The following is a 23,218-nucleotide window of genomic DNA, read 5'->3' as shown; positions in this document are numbered from 1 at the left end:
AAGATGATTGCAGATTTCTTCATCATGATTATCAATTTCTTTATCTGGCTGATCGCCTCCGTGGTCACCCTGATTACTGCCATCCTGCCCGAAGACCCGTTTCAGACCTTTGATCTGTCCCTTCCTGTGGAGATTGTCGGCTATATGAACTGGTGCTTCCCGTTCTCCCTGATCGTTGAAACCCTTGCTGTCTGGGGCGTGGCTATGATCGCCTGGTTTGGCATCTCAATTTTATTACGTATCTTTAAGGTGGTGGAATAATGATTAAATGTTATACCGGCGTCCCCGGCGCCGGAAAGTCCTTACACTCCATGCGCTTGATTGTCGCTTACCTTCGGGCCGGAAAAAACGTGATCGCTAACTTTCCGGTGAAGATTAATGACATCAAAAAAAACACCGGACACTTTTTCTACGTGCCCAACAAAGATTTAAGCGTGCCCTATCTGCGCACCTTCTGTAAGATGCTCCACGAAGAGGACCAGGAGAACCAGACCCTGCTAATGATTGATGAAGCTTCCGTAAAATTCAACTGCCGGAACTTCAACGACAAAGACCGCATGCCTTTTCTGGAATTCTTCCCACAGCATCGCAAGTACGGCTTTGAGATCGTGCTGATCTCCCAGAACATGCGCCAGATTGACCGCCAGATAAGAGATCTGATCGAAATTGAAGTGATTCACCGGAAGTTAAACAACTTCTCCCTGTGGGCCATCCTGCCCTTTCCACTGTTCGTGGCCATCGAGCGCAACAACGCCATTAAAGCCAAGAACGACCATGAGTTTTTTCTGTATTCCAAGAAAGTAGGTAACCTGTATGATACGTTTTATGACTTTACTGAACCGGACCGCATCCGTGATATTGAGTTGGTTAAAAGTGCTGTTCTAGCTTCCGAAATCCCACTTCACACGGACGATAGGCCCACCCTGCGTGAGCGCCTGCACGGTACGGGGAAGGGGACGCGAAAGCGGGGCCCCGCCCCGGGCCGCGCGGATGCCCCACAGGCCGACCTTACCGCCAATGTGAACGCCCTTTTCGAGGACGACGAGGACGATTAAAAAACATTAAACCAGGAACGTTTTAAAAATCCAAACGCCGTCAGGCGTAACCACCGTTCGCGGAAAAACCGGACAAGGGCAACCTTCGATGTCTGCGGGCTGTTATTTTTGCGCCCAGAATCCGAACCGGACTGCGCGCCCTAATTACCAAAACGAGAAAGTGAGGTTTGAAAATGAACGCTGTTGAACTTTATAATGATCTGTTTCCCTTAGGTTTACTCCTTTGTATTTTTAGTCTGCTATTTGGTTTTTTTTGGATTTTATCCGTTGTGGTTGATTGTGAATCTTTGGGTTTTAAAGTGATGTTTACAACGCTTATTATTACGGGTACTGTCATATTGATTATTTCTGGCATAATGCAATATACGAATGAAGATGTAAAAGCTCACTTGCAGGAAAGAAATAAGGTAACCTGTGAATGCTCCTGCTGTCATTGTAACGGTGTCCCAGGAACGTCAAAAAAATAACAATTGGCCGCGGGTGTGCTAAGGTTAGTATTACCCTTAGCACACTTCTGTGACCTGTGACAAACAACCATCAAACGGCCAGCTTTAGCCGTTTCTAAAAAGTCGCAACCTTTGTGACAAGTGTGACATGTGCCAAAAGCATGTGACAAAAGGGGGAAATTATGAAAGATACACGCACACGCAAGTGGCAGATTACCATCAACAATCCACTGGAGAAAGGCTTTAGCCATGATTATATCAAAGCTCAGCTTGAGAAGTTCAAGTCCTGCGTCTACTGGTGCATGAGTGACGAAGTCGGCGAACAGGAAACCTTTCACACACACATTTACATGGCCTGCTCCAACGCCGTCCGTTTCTCCACGGTCAAAAATCGTTTTGAGGGTGCTCACTTTGAGATGGCCCAGGGCACCAGCCAGCAGAACCGGGACTATGTTTTCAAGGAAGGCAAATGGGCCCATACCTCAAAAGAAGAAACCAACATCAAGGAAAGCCATGAGGAGTGGGGCGAGTTACCCATCGAAAGGCAGGGCCAGCGAAACGACATGGCCGATCTCTATGACATGATCAAACAGGGTTACAGCGATTTTGAGATCATGGAAGAAAGCCCAGCTTTTCTCATGAACATCGACAAGATCGAAAAAGCCCGGCAGATCATCACCAGCGAAAAATACAAGAATACCTTCCGGGAACTGGAGGTTACCTACATCTACGGTAAGACCGGCTCCGGTAAAACCCGCTCCGTCATGGAAAAATACGGCTATCCCAACGTGTTTCGGATTACCGATTACCAGCACCCTTTTGACAACTACCACAGTCAGGACGTGGTAATCTTTGAAGAGTTCCGAAGCAGTTTAAAGATACAGGACATGCTCAACTACCTGGACGGCTACCCGCTGGAACTGCCTTGCCGGTACGCCAATAAATACGCCTGCTACACCAAGGTCTACATTATCACGAATATTCCCTTTGAGGAACAGTACGACAACATCCAGCACGTTAGCCCGGAGACCTTCAACGCCTTTAAACGCCGGATTCACAAAATCCTGCATTACAAGGACAAGAACAAAATCGAAAAAGAAGATTACTTTGACCAGATGAGCTTGTTATAAAAAGTCAGTCTTTTAAAATGAGCCTTTACCGGCTCGGATCAGCGCCGCAGCCATGACAGTTTTGTGATAAAATATTGTTTTATACGTTATAGGGGGTAACGATCATGGGACAGCATTTGACAGAACGTGAACGGTATAAGATTGAAGCATGGTTAGAAGAAAAAGTAAGCAAAGCAGAAATTGCAAGAAAGCTGGGTAAGTCATACTCGGCCATCTGTCGCGAAATACAGCGCGGTTCCGTTTTACAGACCGTAAAGATTACAGGTATACCAGAAGAAAAATATTTTTACAAAGCAGATTATGCCGAAATTAAGCACCTTGAAGCCTGCGAAAATAAAGGCCGCAGACGTATCTTTGAAAAAGCTTCCGAAACAAAAGACATTTTAATTCGTCTGCTTAAAAAAGGTTATTCTCCAGAGGTTGCGGCCTATCTTATAAAACGGGATTACCATATTCACATCTGCTATAAAACCATCTATAACGCAGTAAAAAATAAGGATTTAGAAACTTTAAAAATGTCGGATTTACCCTACCATAAAAAGAAGAAAACCGCTTATCAGCCACAGTCAAAGAAAGTTATCCTTAATCGCCGTTCCATTGACGAACGTCCAGTAAGCGTGAATAACCGGGAAGAATTTGGTCATTGGGAGATGGACTGTGTCCTATCCGGCCAATGTAACGCCATGCCCGCCGCATTGCTGGTGGTTACTGAACGTTTAACGCGCTATTCCTATGTGTATAAAATGCCGGATAAGAAGCAGGAAAGCGTCAAGGCTTGCCTGGATGATCTGGAACAGACCTATGGTCAGGCTTTCCCGCTTATTTTCAAATCCATTACAATGGACAATGGTTCAGAATTTATTAATCAGGCGTTCATTGAAAACTCTGCGCAGAATGAAGATTTTAAGCGGACTGTGGCTTACTACTGTCACGCTTATTCCGCTTTTGAACGGGGGAGTAATGAAAACTATAATCGTTTTATCCGTCGTTTTATTCCAAAGGGAGCAAACATTAAAAAAATAAGTAAAGGTGCTATTCAAGAGATCGTGGATTTTATTAATAATTACCCCCGGAAAATGTTTGGATTTCAAAGCTTTAGCTATTGTCTTAAGAACGCGCTTTCGGATTTAAAATTAATTTGAGTTTTTTCGCGTTTTGACTTGCAACTCAGCAGAAATTAAAGAATACACTTGATTTTCTTCAGAAAATTAGGTAAAATAGACTTCATGTATGAATCGACCAAATGCAATGACGAGGACGCTGTGATCACACGTTTTCCAGAGAGGCAACCCCAGTGCTGAAAGGCTGCCAGAACAACGATCATGGAAATCACCTTTGAGCAGGGTTTCTGAGCCAGCCGGTTAGGAAACCACGGGAAACCGTTATCTTTATTGAGTGGGCAGGCTCCCTTACAGGGGCGCAGTCTGTCAATCTGGGTGGTACCGCGGAGTTTAGCGCTTCGTCCCTGCGTGTTGCAGGGGCGGAGCTTTTTTAATGCTCAATAATCCTGCGAAATAACAATCAAAATAACATAACCAAATAAGGAGGCACTATGGCTGTATTTAAAAATTTATCCAATGAATGTGTCAGTGAAACTGAAAATAAAATCGCCAGCCGCTGGGAAGAGATGGATATCTTAGACAGAACCATCAAAAACCGGGACGACGCAGAAAATTTTGTATTTTATGAGGGGCCGCCGACGGCCAATGGAAAACCGGGGATCCATCATGTGATCGCCCGTACCTTAAAAGACTCTGTCTGTAAATATCAGACCATGAAGGGATACCGGGTACTGCGTAAGGCCGGCTGGGATACCCACGGCCTGCCGGTTGAGATTGAGGTCGAAAAGCAGCTGGGTATCAGCAGCAAGCCAGAAATCGAGGCCTATGGCATCGCCGAGTTCAATAAGAAATGTAAGGATTCTGTCTTCAGCTATGAAAAACAATGGCGCGAAATGAGCAAGCGCATGGGCTATTTCATCGACCTGGAAAATCCCTACATCACCCTGGATAACAACTATATCGAATCCGTCTGGTGGATTTTGAATAAATTCTTCAACGAGGGCTTTATCTATGAGGGCCATAAAATCCTGCCCTACTGCCCGCGCTGTGGTACCGGTCTGGCATCTCACGAGGTCGCTCAGGGCTACCAAGAGATCAAGACCAATACTGTTGTCGCTGCGTTCAAGCGCGCCGACGCGGACGAGTACTTCCTGGTCTGGACCACCACCCCGTGGACACTGGCCGCAAATGTCGCGCTGGCTGTTAATCCGGAAGCAGACTACATTAAGGCAAAAAGCAAGGGCGAAGTCTATATCTGCGCCAAGGTGCTCGCGCCGAAGCTGCTGGGCGACGACTATGAGATCATTGAGGAAATGAAGGGTAAGGCGCTTGAAAATATTCCCTATGAACGCCTTATGGATTTTGTGCCCGTATCTCCGAATAAAAAGGCTTTCTTTGTCACCTGTGCCGATTATGTCACCACCGAGGATGGTACCGGCGTGGTCCATATCGCCCCGGCCTTTGGTGAGGATGACTACCAGGTCGGACGCAAGTACAACCTGCCTGTTCTCCAGCCGGTAGGCGAGGACGGCAAATATACCGAAACCCCATGGAAGGGCCGCTTTGTCATGGAAGACGGCCTGGACATTGAGATCATCACCTGGTTAAAAGAAAACGGCAAGCTGTTCAAAAAAGAAAAGGTACTTCACAACTACCCACACTGCTGGCGCTGTAAGACACCGCTCTTATACTACGCGAAACCAAGCTGGTACATCGAAATGACCAAGATTAAGGACCGTCTCATCGAAAACAACGACGGTGTGGACTGGTATCCCGAATTTGTGGGCGAAAAACGCTTTGGCAACTGGCTGGAAAACCTCAACGACTGGGCGATCTCAAGAAGCCGTTACTGGGGAACGCCGCTGCCTATCTGGCGCTGTGACGATGAAAACTGCGGCGAGCTGGCATCTGTCGGCTCCAGAGCCGAGCTGGCCGAGAGAGCCATTGAGGACATCAGTGAGGACATCGAGCTTCACCGCCCCTACGTGGACGACGTCCACCTGAGATGTCCGAAGTGTGGAAAGCCCATGACCCGGGTCAAGGACGTCATTGACTGCTGGTTTGACTCCGGCTCCATGCCCTTTGCCCAATACCACTACCCCTTTGAAAACAAAGAGCTTTGGGAAAGCCAGTATCCGGCTGATTTCATCTGTGAAGGCATCGACCAGACCCGTGGATGGTTTTATTCACTGCTGGCCATTTCATCCTTTGTGACTGGAAAATCGCCTTATAAAAAGGTCCTCGTCAACGATTTGATCCTCGACGCGGAGGGACAGAAGATGTCTAAATCCAGAGGCAACACCGTTGATCCCTTTGAGCTCTTTGACAAATACGGCGCCGACGCTCTCCGCTGGTACCTGCTTTATGTATCTCCAGCCTGGACGCCGACCCGTTTCGATGTGGAGGGCTTAAAGGAAGTACAGAGTAAATTCTTTAACACCCTGAAGAATACCTATAACTTCTTCACCCTGTACGCCAACACAGACGGCATCGACCCGAGAACCTTCTTTGTGGATTATCATAAACGCCCGGAAATCGACCGCTGGATTCTGTCCAAGTACAACCGTCTGGTGCAGGAAGTCCGCGGCGAAATGGAAATCTACGACCTGACCAAGGCCGTCCGCAAGATCCAGAATTTTGTCAATGAGGATCTGTCCAACTGGTATATCCGCCGCAACCGCCGCCGTTTCTGGGGCAGTGAGCTGACAGAGGACAAAAAAGCGGTGTTCAACACCACCTTCGAGGTTTTGGAAGGTCTGGCAAGACTCGTTGCGCCGTTCGCGCCCTATACCAGCGAAGAAATCTACACCAAGCTGACCGATGCCGAATCCGTCCATCTGGCGGATTACCCGGCTGTGAACGAAGATCTGATCGACGAGGCTGTGGAAGAACCCATGGACCTTGTACGCGATCTGGTAAGTCTTGGCCGGAGCGCCCGTGAGGAAGCGCAGATCAAGGTGCGTCAGCCGCTGTCAGAGATCATCATCGACGGCAAGTACAAGGATATCCTGGGCGATCTGACCAAGCTGATGGAGGAAGAGCTGAACATCAAAAAAGTCGACTTTGAGGAAAATCTGGGCGACTTTATGAACTATACCTTAAAACCAAACTTCAAGGTAGCAGGCCCAATTCTCGGCAAAAACGTCAAGCTGCTGGGTAAAGCCCTGGCTGGCGTCAACCCTGCCGAAGTTGTGGCGAAACTGGATGCCGGGGAAGTCTACCCTGTGGAAATCGACGGCGAAACCATCGAGCTGACCAAGGACTTTGTGGATGTCCGTATTGCGGCCAAGGAAGGCTTTAATGTACAGACCGCCAATAATAAGTTTATCATCCTCGACACCACCCTGAACGAGGACCTCATCAATGAGGGGTATGCCCGCGAGTGTGTGTCCCGCATCCAGCAGCTGCGTAAAAGCAGTGGCTTCGAGGTCAACGACCATATCGACATCACCTACCAGGCCGACGCAGAAGTCTGCGCTGCCATCGAGGCCTTTGCCGATTTCATCAAAAAAGAAACCCTGGCGGAGTCCATCACCAAGGGAGAAGGCAGCCTGGAAGCCTGCGCCCTCAACGGGCATGAAGCAGCCTTCGGGGTTGAGAAAGTTAAATAAGCATTTAAGCCAAAGCAGCCGGAACACCGATTGGAAGGTGTTCCGGCTATATTTTTATAAAAATAAAAATATATTCTTAAAAAATATATTTTTACAAAAGAATGAAAAAGCGGATAATACTGCGGCTTGAGCGGTGAAGCGTGAATAAAAATAGAAGAAAAGAAGAATTATCTTTAACTTTTAGCGAATATGATAACATTTACTTTTCGTAAATAGAGTGCTATAATATTAAATTAAATACAGACCTGTTTGAGGGGAGACAAACACTTGGATGTTAAGAAAAAACATGCTGAAAATTCTGGATGGGACTGGTTTTTAAAAACCTCTGTAGTTTGGATTTTAGTCATCCTTTTTTTTGCTTTCCTGGCATACCGCACGGTCAGTGCGATGTTGCCCGGAGATATACAGGGGGCATTTACCGATATTTTGTTAAAGATCACGGTTCTAGCCATTGTCATCGGCCTTTTTCTCAATTTTTTTATTTTACAGAACTATTACATTGCTATTTCACGCATCATTGGAATACTGGATGAAAACAGCAGCAGCCCCGTGGACGATTATTATACGACCCAGAATCCCGCGGGTCATATTTTCCAGACCTTTGACCAGTTTTATAAAGAGTATGACACCTATAAGAGTAAGGTCGAGCAGCAGAAGGACATCTTGTTTGAAAACTTTCTGATCCGTATGCTGAAGGGGCATATTCAAAACGAAGCCATCTACTACCAGCTCATGGAGGAATATGATTTTGATATCCGCAGCCATGAATTTGTGCTGGTGCTCTTTGACGTGGTCTCCGACGAGAACCAGATTGAGGACGAAAAGCTAAACTATATCTATGCCTTTATCCGGGAAAATTTTTCTTCTTATATGAAGCGTATTTACCAGTGCTATGGCACCGAAATTGACGGCCGTATCGCCTGCTTTATCTTATCCGATGTGGCGTCACTGGACACCGCTGTCTCCTCCATCGAGATTGAGCGTATGGTTAAGCTTATGAGGGACAATATCTGGCATGAGTTCAATTATGATCTCTGGGTCTGCGTCAGCGGCGTCCACCGGGGAATCCCCGGATGCAAGACCGCCTATTTTCAAACAGTGGAAACTTTGCAGAAGGCCCGCCTGACGGGAAGTGACACACACATTCTCTTTTACACAGACTACGCGGCCGGACAGCCCTATAAGGGCAACGAACAGTTGTGGTTTAAATATGAGCATCATTTTATCAATGCCATCAATGCCGGGGACTACGAGGAGGCCTCGAAAATTTTCAATAAGCTTCTAAAAAATGATTACATCACAGGAGCTTCATCGCTTAACCTGGCGCGCTTCCGGCTGTTCGGGCTGCTGAATTCCATGATCAACGCATTGGGGGAGGTCCGCCTGTCCCTGGACGTTGAATTTTTTGATCAGCTGGATGCCCAGCGGCTTTTGCTGGAATGTAAATCCCTGCCCGAGCTGGAGGCTGTATCTCAGGAGATTTTTGAAAAGATCAACCAATATTCCGCGGGAGATCCGGTATCGGCCGCAGACAGCAAGATGCAGCGTGTGAGCGCATACCTTAAAAGCCATTATCAGGACTGTAACCTGAACGCTGTGGCTGTGGCTGAGGAATTTAACATGAACCCCTCCTATTTTTCCAGAAGCTTTAAAAAAGCCATGGGTACCCGGTTCAGCGATTATCTGTCAAGGCTGAGGATACAGGAGGCATGCCGCCTTTTGCGGGAGTCGGACCAGACCATCACAGATATTGCCGAGCAGGTAGGGTACAACAACGCACTGACCCTGACCCGGACTTTTAAAAAGATTGAGGGCACAACGCCCGGGCAGTATAGACAGAGCAATCATATTTAAAAAGGAACGCGATTATGAAAAATGATAACCTCATTGGCTATAAACAAAATATCATCCGGTGTAATCTGGGCTTCCGCTACGCCCTGATCTGCGGCACCTGCTGGGGGATGGCCTACATCCTCATTACCTCGGTGATGAAAATGCACCAGAGTGACAGCTACTCCCTGACAATGCTGCCCACAGTGCTGGCCACGGCAACCACTTTTATGGTGACGGCCATCAACCTGGTGTGGATCGGGTCGCAGCATAAGTTTAAGGAATTTCTGCGGTGCCTGCATGCTCCAGCGGTTCTGAGTAAGGTAGCCTTGGCGGCGCTGGCAGGTGGGATCGCGGCCTTCTGCACTTACATTCTCGCCTTGTCCGACACGGTTTTTTCGACCATTGCGGTGCTGTTTTATCCTGTGCTCACAGCTGCCATCGCGCGCAAATGGTACAAAGAGATTATCAGCTGGCAGTGTGCCCTGGGAATTCTTGTTATTCTGGCATGCTCCAGCCTGATCTACCTGCCCAACCTCTTCGCTGAAAACAGCAATTCACTTATGCTGTCTCTGTTTGGGATTGCGGCCGGTATTGGCTGGGGAGTAGAGGCAGCCATTGTTGGAAAGCTCTGTGAGACCTCAGACTCGGATGTATGCCTGGGAATACGCTTCTGTTTTGAGAGCCTGCTATGGCTGATGGTGTGTCTGGTCCTGTTGTTTACGGGCTCGCCGGTCCTCGCAGCCTTTAAGGCCAGTTTCCAGATTCAGAGCGCGTGGATGATCCTGGGGATCGGGATTTTTCTGGCAGTGAACTATATTCACTGGTACAGGAGTATTGTATTTATCGGGGCCTGCAGGGGGCCGGCGGTCAGTAACCTTTCCGGTTTTATTCTGCTGGTGCTCAGTATGGCCTTTTTTATGGACATACCGGACTGGTACACGATTCTGGCGGCCTCGGGCTCCTTGATCGGGGTGGTCATCGTCTATATGGATTGTGCCAATTCGGACGGCCTGCCGCTGCTGCGCCAGAAAAACACGGTCAGCTTTCCGGTAAAAAAAGAGAAAGCCGGGAAGCGCCCGCCGGCTAAAATTGCCATCCTGGAGAAGCTGGAGGATGCTCAGAAGCTGTGGGACTACGAAATCGCAGATTATATTGAGGCCTATGAAAAAAATTATACCGCCGAGTACAGGGAGCTGGTGAGGGAATGGACGGTGGAAATGCGTGCCATGGGCCTGATCGAAATCGTCCAGGAAACCATCGACAGCGGCGAGCATTTTCAGCGCGGAAAACGTCTCTGCCAGTATCGGCTGGTAAAAGCAGAAGAATAGAAAAAGCCTGCCGCAGGGTATCCCGCGGCGGGCTTTTATTTTTTAGTCGAAGGCTTTTCTGAAAGCTGCCTCGTTGGCCTCAAGCCATTTCAGGCAGGCCACAAAGTGCTGGGTGTAGAAAAGGTACTCATAGGGGTCCAGTGTGGAGTCGTAAACACAGGCAGAGCTGCACCAGCCCAAATCGTAGAGGGCGCCCTGTACGGTGACCTCGTAGAGATACTTTTTCTCAATGTCTGTCAGGGGCTCAATACCGCCGGCTTTATGGAGCTCTTCGTCGTAAGTTTTTACGAACAGGGACGCGCGGTCCAGATTGATGATGCCGTTGGTGTCGGAGAGCCAGGAGGAGAAGCAGTAGTGGATAGCCAGACCCAGCTCGAACAGACGGGAGTCGATTTTTGCCATATCGTAGTCAAAGCTGCCGCAGACCTCGCCGTTGTCCAGGTATTTAAAGTTGCCGGGATGGAAGTCGCAGTGGCAGACGTTGGAAACCATGGTGTCATAGTCCACGTCTGGAATCACAGAGCGTTCGCACATTTTAGCAAAGTAGTCATAGTTGGCGTCATAGTATTCGGTATAGACATTTTCAAAGCCTGCTTCGGCGTAGCTTTTGCGGTATTCCTTCAGAGTTTTTGGGAATTTCCGGATGATTTCATTCACTGTGATGTCCTCATTGTCCATGATGTTGTCTCCGTGGCGTCCCTCGGGGTCAAAGCCGCGGGTTGAGTTGTGGAATTCGGCCAGTGATTTTGCCGCTGAGATAACGGTAAGGTCGGCCACTCCGGCGTTGGCCCAATTGGGAATCCAGTCGTAGTGCGCTTTCCCGCCCACAAAGTTAAAGACAGCAAAATAGCTTTTAGTCTCGCCCTCGGTGGTGGTTTCCGTTACCTCGTGATAGGTTTTGCCGTCCTTGGCCGGGATGGGGACCGCACCGTAGCTGAACCCGTTTTCCTTGGCGTACTTCAGCATGCTGTGCTCAAAGAGCAGGGATTCCAGTTCCTTCCCGTTTTTGTATTTCCGGACAAACCAGGTTTGTTTTTTACCGTTCTTTTCAGTATAGATCCCAAAGGATGTGTTGATGTATCCGCCAAAGATCTGATACACGTCCAGAAGTGTTCCGATATCATAATAATTTTCCACAAGGTCCCTCAGTTGTGTGTACAGATAGGACTCACGCGTTTTTGCCAGAACGTTATCCAGATATTCCTGCATGCCGGAGGCGGCGTTAAAGATGTTTAACAGCGCCTGGGCGTTTGCAGGGGGATAGTTCTTCATAATCTCGGTCTGCATTTCAATAAATTTTCCGTCTACCATTTTTTATTCCCCTTTTTATCTTTATTGGACAGCCCATGTACAGGGCTCCCCTGATCTGTTTTCAGGATAGCACAGTTTTTTTGAAATCGAAATCAGCAGTTTTTGATATTACGATCGCCCAGAGCAGAATGTCAAAATTTGATTTCACCGGAAATATTTGAAGGTTTTTGGCCAGTGTGCCATCTTTTTTAACCAGTGACCATAAAAAATTGAAGGGTGCATCAAAATTTGATTTTTAAGAAATGTGCATGCGGATGTCAGAACCTGCGCGTTGTCAGCGGGGGAAAAACGGGCTATGATAGAGCCATGAAACGAACGGGCCGTTCAGAAAAGCAAAAATTTAGGAGGAGTAATAAACATGATGAATTCAAAAATTGAAGTGCTGAGTCCAGAAGCAATGGACCGGGTACACGAAGCCAGCATGGAGATTCTGGCGAAAAAAGGGGTCATTTTTGAAAGCGAAAAGGCACGCGTTCTGTTAAAAAAGGCCGGCTGTAAAGTAGAGGGTGAAATTGTTTTCTTTCCGAGGGCTCTGGTCGAGGCTTCTGTTAAACAGTGTCCCTCCACTTTTAAGCTTCAGGCCATGGACGATGCCAAAAGCGTCAACTGTGGAGCGCAGCTATCCGTCCACCCGGCAGGGGGAGAGGTTTTCGTTTCAGATATGAAGAAAGGACGGCGAGCGCCTCTCTTAAAGGACTTTGCCAATATGCAGAAGGTTTACCAGGCCTGTGAGAACATTCCCATTGCCGGCTACCAGCCCATGAGCCCGAGCGATGTACCCCAGCGTTATAAAGGAATGTACATGACCTATGAATCCTTTAAGCACTGTGACAAACCGCTTCTGGCGCCTATGGAGCTGGACTCCATCGCCGAAAAGGAAGAAAACCTCCGGCTGTACGAGGTGGCCTTTGGGAAAGAAGGTTTTTGCAAAGATCACTATGTGACCTGGCATGCAGTCTGTCCGAACTCACCGCTGTACTATTCCGAGTTTGCCTGTGAGGGCATTGAGGTCTACGCTGCCTGGAACCAACCGGTATCCATTGTATCGGCCCCCATGTCCGGCATCACCTCGCCGGTATTTCTGTATTCGACGGTGGCTCTCCAGAACGCCGAGCAATTGGCCGGTCTGGTATATGCCCAGCTGATCAAGCCCGGTGTTCCGGTTATCCTGTCCGCGTCCCTGACCTACGGCAACCTCAAATACGCTTCATGGGAATGTGCAGCGCCGGATACAGCCCTCATGCTCATCGCCGCTACACAGATGTACAAGGATTACTATCACCTGCCGGCAAGGGCACAGACTGGTGTCACCAGCTCCAAGGCCATTGATTATCAGGCGGGCATGGAAACCATGCAGAGCTTTATCCTCACCGCGCTGGCGGGCGTTACTCTAACCAGTCAGTCTGTGGGCACCCTGGAAAACCTGATGTGTACCTCCTTTGAAAAAACCGTTCTCGACGATGAACTCATCGGCCGCGTGCAGCATATATTAAAGGGGATGGAAACCACCGAGGAAACCCTGGCCCTGGATGAAATTTACGAAGCGGATTTCCGCGGCGATTTCATGACCAATGACAGTACGCTGGACTACTGCCATGATGATTGGCAGCCGACCGTCTCTGACTGGGAAAGCTATGAACAATGGGAAAAGAACGGGAGCCCAGACCTCATCGAGCAGGCCGGCAAACGCGTTCAGAAGATTTTGGATGAAGCGCCGGAAATGGTCGCCGACCCAGCGGTAGAGGCGGAAATGAAAAAATATATGAAGATGGTGGAAGCGCGCTAAGAGCAGCCCCCAAGAGAGGTAAATTATGTCAGCGAACAAGAAAAAGGGAATCCTGTTTGGGGTGGCCTCCGGGCTGTCCTGGGGATTTTATACCGTGCTCCTGTACAATGTTTTAAACCTGTACGCAGGCAGCACCGGGACCGTTGATAACTTCCAGGGCTGGATTCTCATCATTACCACCGCGCTGGTCATCGGTCTCTGCGACAGTGTTTTCGGACTGATCTTTGAGTGCTGCTACCTGATAAAAATCGGTGAGTTCAAGGATTACCTGAAGATACTATTCAGCAAAAGCTCCTTCGGCATTATTCCGGCGGCTTTGTTTTCTGGGCTGCTGGGCGCGATTCCTTACTCTATCGCCAGCAGTTACTCCACATCGGTGGCAGGCACTATTTCTGCCGCGTTTCCGGCCATCGGGGCCATTGTGGCAGCCATCTGGTTTAAGGAAAAACTGACAAAGCTGAAGTTTCTCGGCATTATTCTGTGTATTGTGGGGACCGGCGTTATGTACGGGCTTTCCGGCGCGGGTGTTCCGATCTTTGTATACGGAATCGCTTTTATCTGTGCGGTCGGTTACGCCATGGAAGGCTGCTTCGGTTATAACATGATGCGCGGAGACGTGTCCTCGACGGTATCGACAACCCTGAGAAGAACCTTCCTCCTGCTGTTATACCTGATTTTAATCATCATTATTTCAATCGCCACCAATAACTTTGGCTATGTGCTCAGCCTGATTCAGTCCTTTGACATGAACATGGCGATCCCGGCCTTTGCAGGTTTGGGCGGCGTCAAAATTGCAGTGTGGATCATTCTGTTCATTGGTTCCTGTCTGGGCGGGGTATCCTACATCACCTGGTACTACAGCATGGAATACAGCGGCGTTGCAACCGCTCAGGTGCTCAATATCACCTATGGTATCTGGATCGTCATTATCCTGATGTTCCCGCCGTTTTTGGAAATGCCGGGACTCGGCACGATTCTGGGCGCGTTGGTGCTCTTTGGCGGTGCGGCTTTAGTCAGTAAGGAAAGTTAGATTTTAGAAAAGAGAAAGGAAAACGGATGATTATAATAGGAGAAAAAATTAATGGTTCCATTCCCGCAGTGGGAGAAGCCATCAAAAACCGTGACGGAGAGGAAATCAGGCGCCGGGCCAGGATACAGTCCGAGGCCAATGCCACCTTTATCGACTGCTGCACCTCAGTGGCGGAAGAAAAAGAAGGCGAAACACTGAAATGGATGATCGACCTGATTCAGGAGACAACCGACGTCCCTGTCTGTGTGGACAGCCCAAGCCCCCGGGCCTGCGTCGAAGGCATGAAATACTGCAAAAAGCCGGGACTCATCAACTCTGTATCCATGGAAGGGGATAAAATCGACACGATCTTCCCCGTCATCGCGGACACTGGGTGGGAATGTGTGGCGCTGCTCTGCGACGATCGTGGGATTCCAGACACGACGCTGCGTCGTATGGAGGTCTTTCACAATATTATGGAAAAGGCCGAGGCGTACAACATTGCCCCCTCCAGGCTGCACATTGACCCGCTGGTGGTCACGCTCTCCACTAGCGAGGACGCCCTGACCATGTTCGCACAGTGCTGCCGCCAGATCAAGGCGGAGTATCCGGAAATCCATATCACCAGCGGCCTCAGCAATATTTCCTTTGGGCTGCCGGGAAGAAAGTACGTGAACCAGGCCTTTATGGTGCTGGCCATGGAGGCCGGCATGGACAGCGCCATCGTGGACCCGACCAACCGGGATATGATGGCCATGATCTACGCTGCCGACGCTCTGCTCGAAAATGACGAGTACTGCCTGGAATATATTGATGCCTTTAGAGAGGGCATCATCGGATAAAACAGTCATAAGCATTCAGATAAATTGAATAACAAAAAAAGGGAGAATAAAAAATGAACGAAAATATTCAGAACGTATCAGAAGCCATTGCAAAAGGAAAAAGAAAGCTGATTCAGGGGATTGTGCAGGAAGCCTTAGATGCCGGCTGTGATCCCATGGAAATCCTGAACACCGGGATGATCGGAGCCATGGACGCAATCGGCGAACGCTTTAAGACTGGTGAGGTCTATGTGCCCGAAATGCTCGTTGCCGCCAAGGCCATGAAGCTTGGGGTAGAGGTCTTAAAGCCTCATCTGGCCAGCGGTGACGCTGCCAGCGGGGGAAAGGTTCTGATCTGCACCGTCCACGGCGATTTGCATGACATCGGCAAAAACCTTGTGTCCATGATGATCGAGAGCGCAGGTTTTGAAGTGACGGACCTTGGCGTGGATGTGCCAAAGGAAAAAATTATCAAGACCCTTCAGGACAACCCGGATACCAAGGTGGTGGCGCTGTCTGCCCTCCTGACCACCACCATGCCTTCGCTTGAAGAAACCGTGGCGGCCATCCGCGAAGACAACAGCGTCAGCCATGTTAAAATTTTAATCGGCGGCGCCCCCATTACCGCCGATTTCGGCGAAGCCATCGGGGCTGACGCCTACGCTTCCGACGCCGCGTCCGCGGTGACCTCTGTCAAAGAGCTGACCGCCTAAACAAAATGTGTTTAATCATAATCCTTTCATAAGCCAGAAAGCCCCGCGATTTTCCAATCTGAATCGCGGGTGCTTTCTTTTTGCGCGCGGGAAATGTATAATAAAAGCAGAGGGCTGAAAAGCCAATGATAAGAATCGAGGACCCATTATTTTGGAAAACAACGAGGCAATCAAGAAAACGACCTTTTTTAAAAAGAAATCAAACACCATTCTCACAGCCATCCTCTGCACCTTTCTGTGGGGGAGCGCTTTCCCGGTGCTCAAGATCGGGTACCAGTGGTTCCAGATCCCATCGGGGGATATCTGGTCTAAGATGGTGTTCGCCGGGCTGCGCTTTTTTCTCGCGGGTTTTGTGGTGCTGGCGCTCAACCGGCTTTTTAACCGGGGAGACCGGGTGCGCTGGCATCCCGAATATGGCCGGTGGATCGTGGCGCTGGCCCTTTTGGGCACCACGGTGCAGTATTTCTTCTTCTATATCGGGGTGGGAAACACCACCGGGGTCAAGGGCAGTATCGCCGCGACGGCTGGCACCTTTCTGGTTGTGCTGCTGGCGCCATTATTTTTCAAGCGTGACCGCCTGAACCGCAACAAGGTGCTTGGAATGGTTCTTGGTTTTACCGGAATTATGCTGACCGCCATTAGCGGCGGTACCGAGGGGCTTAATTTTAATTTCACCCTTACGGGCGAGGGATTTCTTCTCATTGCCGGACTGGGGGACGCCGGGGGTGTTCTGGTGGCCAAATACCTGTCGGACAAGATCAATCCCTTCCACTTTTCCTTTTACCAGATGGTTCTGGGCGCGCTGGTGCTGCTGGGGCTGGGTGTGGGGTTCGGCCTGGCCGGGGGCGGCCTGCACCTGGTCTTTACCCTTAAGGGTGTGCTGCTGCTGATCTACGCCGCCATTATTTCCGGCGTGGCCTTTTCTTTGTGGAACGTGCTGCTCCGCTATAATGAGGCCAGCGCTATCACGTCCTTTAAGTTCCTGATTCCGGTGTTCGGCAGCCTGCTGTCCATCCTGCTGTTGCCCGGAGAAGCTTTTACCGGCTTCATTCTGCTGGGGCTGCTGGCCGCGTCGCTGGGCATCTATCTGGTCAACCGGAAGGTGGGGAAATAAATGGAAATTACCTATCGGAAGTTGGGTTCCGGCGATATGGATACCTTTATCAAAATGCGGATTCAGCAGCTTCAGGAAGATGGCGCGGAGCCTGTGCTGGATTTATCTTCAGAGCTGCGCAGTTATTATACCAGGCATTTGGAAGACCAGACCTTTTCGGCCTGGCTGGCGGTGGATGAGGAGGCCATTGTAGGAACCTGCGGATTGTCGGTGGTTGAAAAGCCGCCCTATTACGCTAACCCCACCGGGAGAATCGGCCTGCTGTCCAGTGTGTATACCCTGAAGAGCCACCGTAGGAGGGGAATTGCCCGCGGGCTGCTGGAGCACATCATGGACGAGGCCAACAGCGCTGGCTGCGGCGCAGTTCAGATCACTGCGTCAGATATGGGCACGCTGCTGTATGCTGATTACGGCTTTAAACGGAACGAAAACTTCATGCAGTTTGTCCTTTGAGAGCAGGGGGACAATACCCATTAATAAAATTTGACAAGACTTACAAAATCCGATATACTTGAATTCAATTCACAGAATTTTTATACTGGAACACCGGGCAAGGAGGGAACAGGATGACGATAAAGTCTGAAAAGAAACGTGCTTTGACACTTTTACTGGCGGCTTTTTTTGTCGTGTTCTTTTTCCTCAGCACCGCCTTCATGACAGAGGAAGCCCACCACGATTGTGTGGGCGACGGATGCCCGATCTGTATGCAGATGTCTGCGCTCCAGAACTTTTTCAAGCAGCTGGATACCGGCGCGGCCCTGACGGCTGCGGTGCTGGTGCTGCATCTTATTTTCCGCTGTATGTTCCCCAGATGGGACAGCTTCTTTTTAGTCACTTCGCCGGTTCGGCTGAAGGTGCGGATGAACAACTGAAAAAACCTCAAGGGAGTAGTTCTGCTTATAAAAGCAGCACATCCCTGTTTCTTTATACTCAAAATCAGAGAAAATGGAGGTTTTTTTATGATAAAACAACGCTTAGCATGGTTTTTAACCATTATTTTATTAGCAGGCATGCTGATGCTGGGAGCCGCAGGCTGCCAGAAAACCAGTGAACAAACGGATGGAAACGCCGTTATCAAGGTGGTTGCCACAAATTTTCCACCCTATGATTTCGCAAGGCAGGTGGGCGGCGACAAGGTCGAAGTCACGATGCTGGTGCCCCCGGGAGCCGAGAGCCATTCCTATGAGCCCACCCCCCAGGATATCATCAAGATTCAGAACTGCGATGTGTTTATCTATGGCGGAGGGGACTCCGACGCCTGGATCGACAGTATCCTGGATGCCATTGACGCGCCCAACATGAAGAAGATCGCCATGATGGACTGTGTACAGCCTGTGGTGGAGGAAACAGTGGCCGGCATGGAGGATGAACATGACCTTGACCAGAAGAGCAGCGAAGCCGAGTCGTCCGAAGCGCCGGAGTATGACGAGCACGTTTGGCTGGATCCACAGAACGCTGTGAAAATTGTCGAAAAAATTGACAGCACTCTGGACGAAATCGACCCGGACAACAAACAGACCTATGACCAGAACACTAAAATCTATACTGGCAAGCTCAACACCCTTGACGGGCGTTTTAAGGATATGGCAGCCGGCTCGGTCCGAAAAACCATTGTGGTGGGCGACCGCTTCCCCTTCCGATATCTGACAGACGCCTACGGCCTCAGCTACTACGCTGCCTTTCCTGGCTGCTCCACCGAGACTGAGCCCAGTGCGGCCACGGTGGCCTTCCTGATCGACGAGGTGAAAAAGGAGAGCATTCCTGTGGTTTTTCACACCGAGCTCTCAAATGAACGGATGGCCGATTCCATTGCCGAGAGCACCGGCGCGGTAAAACGGCAGCTGAACGCCTGCCATAACGTGACGCAGCAGGATTTTGACAGCGGCAAGACCTATCTGGACTACATGAACGAAAATGTGGACGTTCTGCGGGAGGCATTGTACTAAAATGGCACTGTTTACCTGTAAGGACGTTGCCTTTGCCTACGACGGGGTGACCGCTGTGGAAGGGCTGAATTTTGAGATCAATGCCGGGGACTATCTCGGGATTGTGGGAGAGAACGGTGCGGGAAAAAGCACCCTGATCGCCGGACTGCTGGGGCTGAAAAGCCCTGGCTCTGGCCAGATTATCATGGGGGACGGCCTCAGGAAAAACGAAATTGGATACCTGCCGCAGAAAAGCCCCATCCAGCGCGATTTTCCTGCCAGTGTGTACGAGGTGGTGCTCTCCGGGCGGCTGAACCGCCAGGGGTTCCGCCCTTTTTATAAAAAAGCCGATAAAAAAGCCGTAGAGGTTAACCTGAAGCGGCTGGGCATTGAGGACCTGAAAAAGCGCTGCTTCCGGGAGCTGTCCGGCGGCCAGCAGCAGCGGGTTCTGTTGGCCCGGGCCCTCTGCGCCACCAACAAGATTCTGCTGCTGGATGAACCGGCCGCGGGCCTCGACCCTGTGGCCACACGGCGGCTTTATGAGCTGGTAAAGGCTGTGAACAAAAAGCTGGACATCTCGGTGGTTATGGTGTCCCACGACATCGAAAGTGTGATGCGCTACAACAGCCATGTGCTGCACCTGGGCGGCCGCCAGCTGTTTTACGGCACGGTGGAGGAATACCGGAGCAGCCCGGTAGGGCGCCATTTTCTGGGAGGTGGGGACCATGATTGACCTGATCCGTGAAATGCTGTCCTATCCCTTTCTGGTGCGTTCGATGGTGGTGGGGATACTGGTATCCCTCTGCGCGGCGCTGCTGGGGGTCAGTCTGGTGCTCAAGCGGTATTCCATGATCGGCGACGGTTTATCCCACGTGGGCTTCGCGGCTCTGGCCATCGCTATGGCCTTTAATCTGGCGCCTCTGTCAGTGGCCATCCCGGTGGTGGTGGTTTCCGCCTTTTTCCTGCTCCGCATCAGCGAAAACAGCAAGATCAAGGGTGACGCGGCCATCGCGCTTCTGTCTACCAGCGCCCTGGCAGTCGGGGTGGTGGTCATCTCCCTGACAACAGGCATGAACACTGATGTGTGCAACTATCTCTTTGGCAGTATTTTAGCCATGAGCGTGAGCGATGTACGGCTCAGCATTATCCTGTCCGTTGTGGTGCTGGTGCTCTTTGTCATTTTTTACAACAAGATCTTCGCCATTACCTTTGACGAAAACTTCGCCAGGGCCACCGGCGTAAAGACTGAGTTGTACAACATGCTGGTCGCAATCCTGACCGCGGTCACCATCGTGCTGGGGATGCGCATGATGGGAACCCTGCTGATCACCAGCCTGATCATCTTCCCGGCCCTTTACTCCATGCGGCTTTGCAAAACCTTCCGGTCGGTCCTGGTCTGCGCGTCGGTGATGTCGCTCGTGTGCTTTCTTATCGGTCTGGGGTTCTCCTATGTCCGTGCCACCCCCACGGGCGCCAGCATCGTCATTGTGCACATTGTGGTGTTTGGTATCTTCTGTCTCATTGATTTTGTGAAAGGAAAGGTAATCCGATGAAAAGAAAAATGTTAACCGTGCTGCTGCTGGCCGCGGTTCTGCTGATCTCCGGCTGCTCGGCGCAGGATGGGGGCAGCGGTGACAGCCCGTCAGTCTCCGCGCAGTCCTCAGGCGGCTCGGCCAGGGGGGCGCAGGAGATCCCTGTGGATGTGGACATCACTGAGAAGATGTTTGTGGCCCAGATCAATGATATTTACCTGAATCATCAGAACTATCTGGGTAAAACCATCCGTCTGGAGGGAATGTTCAAGAGTACGGCCAACCTGTCGACCGGAGACAGCTACCGGTTTGTGTACCGCAACGGCCCGGGCTGCTGCGGTACCGACACCATGCCGGGCTTCGAGGTAAAGGGAGACGGAAACTATCCCGAGGACAACGCCTGGGTGCGGGCCACCGGCGTGCTGGAGGAATACGAGGAGGACGGCAAGCCCTACTTCCAGCTGAGGCTCAAGGAGCTGGTAGTGCTGGACAAGCGCGGCCAGGAAACGGTATCGCAATAAATAGGTTTGAAAAAAGACTATTAGGAGAAAAGGGCACAATGCCTGTTCAAGGGAGCAGGTATTGTGCCCTTTTTCCTTGTTAGAAAATAAAACAATGAGGTGATCTTTTCTCGACTGATTGTTTAAGGAAAAATTAATATTAGTGAAATAAATGGTTAAGAACCAAATTTGAGGGGTACAATTATGTACAACAAACAGTAAACAATAGAACATTTATTGAAAGAGAATGGTAATTGATTACTCAGAAAGGAGAAAAACAATGAATAAACTTGAACGTATCCTGTTATTTATTGTATCGCTGCTAGGATTGGCAACTGCCTTCGTAATGTTTGCATTGCTGTTTCCGGTACCCTATGTATCCGACACACTGGCAGCCTACCTGGTCTTTGAAAACTGGCTGGGATACTATTTAATTGGATTCAGCGTTGTACTCATGATTGCATTCCTGGTGTTATTCTTCATTTCAATACTGGCGCCGGCTTCTTCACATTACCTGACCATCAATAAGGCAAAGGGAAAGATCAAAATTTCCAAAGAAGCCATTGAGTCCACTGCGCGTTACGCGGTGTCGGACCTGATTGGCAACAATGCCATTGACGTTAAGGCCAAACTGAACAAGCGCTCCCATGAGCCAAAGATTCAGGCTGATGTCTATGTGGATGACGCGGACGACATCACCGGGCTTGCAAATAATATTCAACAGAACATTTATCAGACTGTTGGCAGCACCATCAACCAGCCGGTAAAATCGGTTAAGGTTAAGGTGCATGAGATGGATGCCCGAAGCAAGGGAGCCCACAGACAGGTGCTCTAATAAGGAGGGACACACATGAATAATCAAACGCAGAACCAAATGCAGAAAAGCATGAACGTCCGTCAGCAGGCAGCGCCTCAGGCTGTGGAACAGCAGCCGAAGGAAAGCCGGCTCAGCCGGTTTTATACCTGGGCAAAGCCCTATTCGGGCAGGATTATCTGGATTCTTGCGGGAATCATCACCGCCGTTCTGTTTTTGACCATCGGGTTTTGGCGTACCATCCTGATTGTCATTTTAGCACTGATCGGGTATGCCATCGGTGTATATAAAGATAACCCCATGCGTTTTATGCGCTGGCTGAACATTCTCAAACGGTTCAGCTGATAAAGATGCCAATAATCGTCCTGAATTGAGGGCGGTTGATATAGATTAAAATAAAAATTATAAATGAATGAAAGGTGGTTTTAATTATGGCAGCAGAAGCAACAATGCACACAATGAACAATAATCAGCAAAAGGGAGGTAACGCTCAGCAGCAGCAAAACATGCAGCAGAAAACCTCATTAACCTATGACGATAAAGTCGTCAAGAAAATCGCAGGCCTGGTCGCCCAGGAGGTTCCAGGTATTTTGGCGATGAGCGGCGGCTTGATCAGTAATATCACTGAAAAGATTACCGACAATGAAAATATCACCAAGGGGATCGGCGCAGAAGTCGGCAAAAAACAGGTAGCCCTGGATTTAGACGTCATCTGTGAATACAACCGCAATATCCCTCAGATTTTCAAGGATACGATTGATAAAGTCACCAAAACCGTTAAGGATATGACAGGCTTAGATGTCATCGAAATTAATATGCACGTGGACGATGTTATGACTAAAAAAGAATATGAAGAACAGCAGAATAACAACAACAGCAACTCACGCGTCGATAACGATGATAACAGCAACGGCGGCTTCATGGGAATGGGCGGCGGCAGCCGCGTTCAGTAACCCCTTAGATAAAAAACACCCGGATCTCAACGGTCCGGGTGTCAGTCTGTCAAAGAAGTGCCGAGGTTCAAGACTGCGCCTTTTATCCAGATAAGAAAAAGGCCCAAGCGCTATGAGTAACGGCCAGAAATTGTGCCGGGCAACCGATACAGCCGGACACTGGCGAGTTAAAGCATCAACTTTAGTGAAGCAGATACCAGTGTGAGGGCAGTACCCGCAGGACGCTTTTTATTCCTTAGGTAAAAGGCTTCGTCTCTCAGGTCTTTGACACGCAAA

The 23,218-nt window shown here is 49.8% G+C and carries 22 protein-coding genes and 1 pseudogene; 22 read left to right on the top strand and 1 reads right to left on the bottom strand.

Annotated features, from left to right (window positions below; translation table 11 throughout):
* The first annotated feature begins 3 nt into the window (after positions 1-3).
* From B2M23_RS01100 to B2M23_RS01070, 8 genes are all read left to right on the top strand, one after another.
* Positions 4-261: a hypothetical protein gene (locus B2M23_RS01100; RefSeq protein ID WP_038350940.1), complete on the top strand. Its 258-nt coding sequence runs from the start codon at positions 4-6 to the stop codon at positions 259-261.
* Complete coding sequence (locus tag B2M23_RS01095; protein ID WP_052237068.1) at positions 261-1,055, top strand: zonular occludens toxin domain-containing protein; 795 nt, start codon at positions 261-263, stop codon at positions 1,053-1,055. Before B2M23_RS01100 ends, B2M23_RS01095 begins: the two co-directional genes overlap by 1 nt.
* A gap of 173 nt (positions 1,056-1,228) precedes the next feature.
* Positions 1,229-1,522, top strand: coding sequence for a hypothetical protein (locus tag B2M23_RS20860; RefSeq protein ID WP_146209103.1), 294 nt, complete (start codon positions 1,229-1,231; stop codon positions 1,520-1,522).
* Positions 1,523-1,683: 161 nt separating this feature from the next.
* Complete coding sequence (locus B2M23_RS01090; RefSeq protein ID WP_038350939.1) at positions 1,684-2,631, top strand: replication protein; 948 nt, start codon at positions 1,684-1,686, stop codon at positions 2,629-2,631.
* A gap of 104 nt (positions 2,632-2,735) precedes the next feature.
* Complete coding sequence (locus tag B2M23_RS01085; protein WP_052237067.1) at positions 2,736-3,773, top strand: IS30 family transposase; 1,038 nt, start codon at positions 2,736-2,738, stop codon at positions 3,771-3,773.
* A gap of 410 nt (positions 3,774-4,183) precedes the next feature.
* The gene (ileS, locus tag B2M23_RS01080; RefSeq protein ID WP_038350938.1) at positions 4,184-7,303 is read left to right on the top strand and encodes an isoleucine--tRNA ligase; all 3,120 of its coding nucleotides are present in this window, start codon (positions 4,184-4,186) and stop codon (positions 7,301-7,303) included.
* Positions 7,304-7,570: 267 nt separating this feature from the next.
* Positions 7,571-9,157, top strand: coding sequence for a helix-turn-helix transcriptional regulator (locus B2M23_RS01075; protein WP_038350937.1), 1,587 nt, complete (start codon positions 7,571-7,573; stop codon positions 9,155-9,157).
* 14 nt (positions 9,158-9,171) lie between these two features.
* A complete protein-coding gene (locus B2M23_RS01070; RefSeq protein ID WP_038350936.1) occupies positions 9,172-10,464 on the top strand; it encodes a DMT family transporter in 1,293 nt (430 codons plus the stop codon).
* Between the two features lie 42 nt (positions 10,465-10,506).
* Here the strand turns inward: B2M23_RS01070 and B2M23_RS01065 are convergent, their stop codons facing one another.
* Entirely contained in the window at positions 10,507-11,775 is a 1,269-nt protein-coding gene (locus B2M23_RS01065) for a phosphotransferase (protein WP_052237066.1), read from the bottom strand.
* Between the two features lie 346 nt (positions 11,776-12,121).
* Between B2M23_RS01065 and B2M23_RS01060 the strand changes: the two are divergent.
* From B2M23_RS01060 to B2M23_RS00995, 14 genes and pseudogenes are all read left to right on the top strand, one after another.
* Positions 12,122-13,561: pseudogene (locus tag B2M23_RS01060) on the top strand (trimethylamine methyltransferase family protein); the annotation flags it as partial.
* 25 nt (positions 13,562-13,586) lie between these two features.
* The gene (locus B2M23_RS01055; RefSeq protein WP_038350934.1) at positions 13,587-14,591 is read left to right on the top strand and encodes a DMT family transporter; all 1,005 of its coding nucleotides are present in this window, start codon (positions 13,587-13,589) and stop codon (positions 14,589-14,591) included.
* Between the two features lie 26 nt (positions 14,592-14,617).
* Positions 14,618-15,412 (top strand): methyltetrahydrofolate cobalamin methyltransferase, encoded by a 795-nt coding sequence (locus B2M23_RS01050; RefSeq protein ID WP_038350933.1) that lies wholly within the window; start codon positions 14,618-14,620, stop codon positions 15,410-15,412.
* Between the two features lie 53 nt (positions 15,413-15,465).
* On the top strand, positions 15,466-16,104 hold the full coding sequence (locus B2M23_RS01045; RefSeq protein WP_038350932.1) for a cobalamin B12-binding domain-containing protein: 639 nt from the start codon (positions 15,466-15,468) through the stop codon (positions 16,102-16,104).
* Positions 16,105-16,255: 151 nt separating this feature from the next.
* Positions 16,256-17,218, top strand: coding sequence for a DMT family transporter (locus tag B2M23_RS01040; protein ID WP_052237065.1), 963 nt, complete (start codon positions 16,256-16,258; stop codon positions 17,216-17,218).
* Positions 17,219-17,671, top strand: coding sequence for a GNAT family N-acetyltransferase (locus B2M23_RS01035; protein ID WP_038350931.1), 453 nt, complete (start codon positions 17,219-17,221; stop codon positions 17,669-17,671).
* Between the two features lie 113 nt (positions 17,672-17,784).
* A complete protein-coding gene (locus B2M23_RS01030) occupies positions 17,785-18,090 on the top strand; it encodes a hypothetical protein (RefSeq protein WP_038350930.1) in 306 nt (101 codons plus the stop codon).
* A gap of 87 nt (positions 18,091-18,177) precedes the next feature.
* Positions 18,178-19,164, top strand: a complete 987-nt coding sequence (locus B2M23_RS01025; protein ID WP_038350929.1) for a metal ABC transporter substrate-binding protein — start codon at positions 18,178-18,180, stop codon at positions 19,162-19,164.
* 1 nt (position 19,165) lies between these two features.
* Positions 19,166-19,876, top strand: coding sequence for a metal ABC transporter ATP-binding protein (locus B2M23_RS01020; protein ID WP_038350928.1), 711 nt, complete (start codon positions 19,166-19,168; stop codon positions 19,874-19,876).
* On the top strand, positions 19,869-20,696 hold the full coding sequence (locus B2M23_RS01015) for a metal ABC transporter permease (RefSeq protein ID WP_038350927.1): 828 nt from the start codon (positions 19,869-19,871) through the stop codon (positions 20,694-20,696). The genes B2M23_RS01020 and B2M23_RS01015 overlap by 8 nt, the downstream gene beginning before the upstream one ends.
* Complete coding sequence (locus B2M23_RS01010; protein WP_052237064.1) at positions 20,693-21,196, top strand: TIGR03943 family putative permease subunit; 504 nt, start codon at positions 20,693-20,695, stop codon at positions 21,194-21,196. The genes B2M23_RS01015 and B2M23_RS01010 overlap by 4 nt, the downstream gene beginning before the upstream one ends.
* 259 nt (positions 21,197-21,455) lie before the next feature.
* A complete protein-coding gene (amaP, locus tag B2M23_RS01005; protein ID WP_013378907.1) occupies positions 21,456-22,010 on the top strand; it encodes an alkaline shock response membrane anchor protein AmaP in 555 nt (184 codons plus the stop codon).
* A 15-nt stretch (positions 22,011-22,025) separates the two neighbouring features.
* Positions 22,026-22,334, top strand: a complete 309-nt coding sequence (locus B2M23_RS21625) for a DUF2273 domain-containing protein (RefSeq protein WP_320055103.1) — start codon at positions 22,026-22,028, stop codon at positions 22,332-22,334.
* Between the two features lie 86 nt (positions 22,335-22,420).
* On the top strand, positions 22,421-22,942 hold the full coding sequence (locus B2M23_RS00995; protein WP_038350926.1) for an Asp23/Gls24 family envelope stress response protein: 522 nt from the start codon (positions 22,421-22,423) through the stop codon (positions 22,940-22,942).
* The last annotated feature ends 276 nt before the right edge of the window (positions 22,943-23,218 follow it).

It is taken from the genome of Eubacterium limosum, from assembly GCF_000807675.2.
Lineage (GTDB): Bacteria > Bacillota > Clostridia > Eubacteriales > Eubacteriaceae > Eubacterium > Eubacterium limosum.
This window is presented reverse-complemented; position numbering and strand designations above follow the sequence as displayed.

Bases quoted from the DNA above. Each gene is read 5' to 3' on its own strand.
- B2M23_RS01025 (WP_038350929.1), top strand. From the start codon at position 18,178: ATGATAAAACAACGCTTAGCATGGTTTTTAACCATTATTTTATTAGCA.
- amaP (WP_013378907.1), top strand. From the start codon at position 21,456: ATGAATAAACTTGAACGTATCCTGTTATTTATTGTATCGCTGCTAGGA.
- B2M23_RS01035 (WP_038350931.1), top strand. From the start codon at position 17,219: ATGGAAATTACCTATCGGAAGTTGGGTTCCGGCGATATGGATACCTTT.
- B2M23_RS01030 (WP_038350930.1), top strand. From the start codon at position 17,785: ATGACGATAAAGTCTGAAAAGAAACGTGCTTTGACACTTTTACTGGCG.
- B2M23_RS01065 (WP_052237066.1), bottom strand. From the start codon at position 11,775: ATGGTAGACGGAAAATTTATTGAAATGCAGACCGAGATTATGAAGAAC.
- B2M23_RS00995 (WP_038350926.1), top strand. From the start codon at position 22,421: ATGGCAGCAGAAGCAACAATGCACACAATGAACAATAATCAGCAAAAG.
- B2M23_RS20860 (WP_146209103.1), top strand. From the start codon at position 1,229: ATGAACGCTGTTGAACTTTATAATGATCTGTTTCCCTTAGGTTTACTC.
- B2M23_RS01020 (WP_038350928.1), top strand. From the start codon at position 19,166: ATGGCACTGTTTACCTGTAAGGACGTTGCCTTTGCCTACGACGGGGTG.
- B2M23_RS01010 (WP_052237064.1), top strand. From the start codon at position 20,693: ATGAAAAGAAAAATGTTAACCGTGCTGCTGCTGGCCGCGGTTCTGCTG.
- B2M23_RS01070 (WP_038350936.1), top strand. From the start codon at position 9,172: ATGAAAAATGATAACCTCATTGGCTATAAACAAAATATCATCCGGTGT.
- B2M23_RS01090 (WP_038350939.1), top strand. From the start codon at position 1,684: ATGAAAGATACACGCACACGCAAGTGGCAGATTACCATCAACAATCCA.
- B2M23_RS01055 (WP_038350934.1), top strand. From the start codon at position 13,587: ATGTCAGCGAACAAGAAAAAGGGAATCCTGTTTGGGGTGGCCTCCGGG.
- B2M23_RS01050 (WP_038350933.1), top strand. From the start codon at position 14,618: ATGATTATAATAGGAGAAAAAATTAATGGTTCCATTCCCGCAGTGGGA.
- B2M23_RS21625 (WP_320055103.1), top strand. From the start codon at position 22,026: ATGAATAATCAAACGCAGAACCAAATGCAGAAAAGCATGAACGTCCGT.
- B2M23_RS01100 (WP_038350940.1), top strand. From the start codon at position 4: ATGATTGCAGATTTCTTCATCATGATTATCAATTTCTTTATCTGGCTG.
- ileS (WP_038350938.1), top strand. From the start codon at position 4,184: ATGGCTGTATTTAAAAATTTATCCAATGAATGTGTCAGTGAAACTGAA.
- B2M23_RS01045 (WP_038350932.1), top strand. From the start codon at position 15,466: ATGAACGAAAATATTCAGAACGTATCAGAAGCCATTGCAAAAGGAAAA.
- B2M23_RS01085 (WP_052237067.1), top strand. From the start codon at position 2,736: ATGGGACAGCATTTGACAGAACGTGAACGGTATAAGATTGAAGCATGG.
- B2M23_RS01095 (WP_052237068.1), top strand. From the start codon at position 261: ATGATTAAATGTTATACCGGCGTCCCCGGCGCCGGAAAGTCCTTACAC.
- B2M23_RS01015 (WP_038350927.1), top strand. From the start codon at position 19,869: ATGATTGACCTGATCCGTGAAATGCTGTCCTATCCCTTTCTGGTGCGT.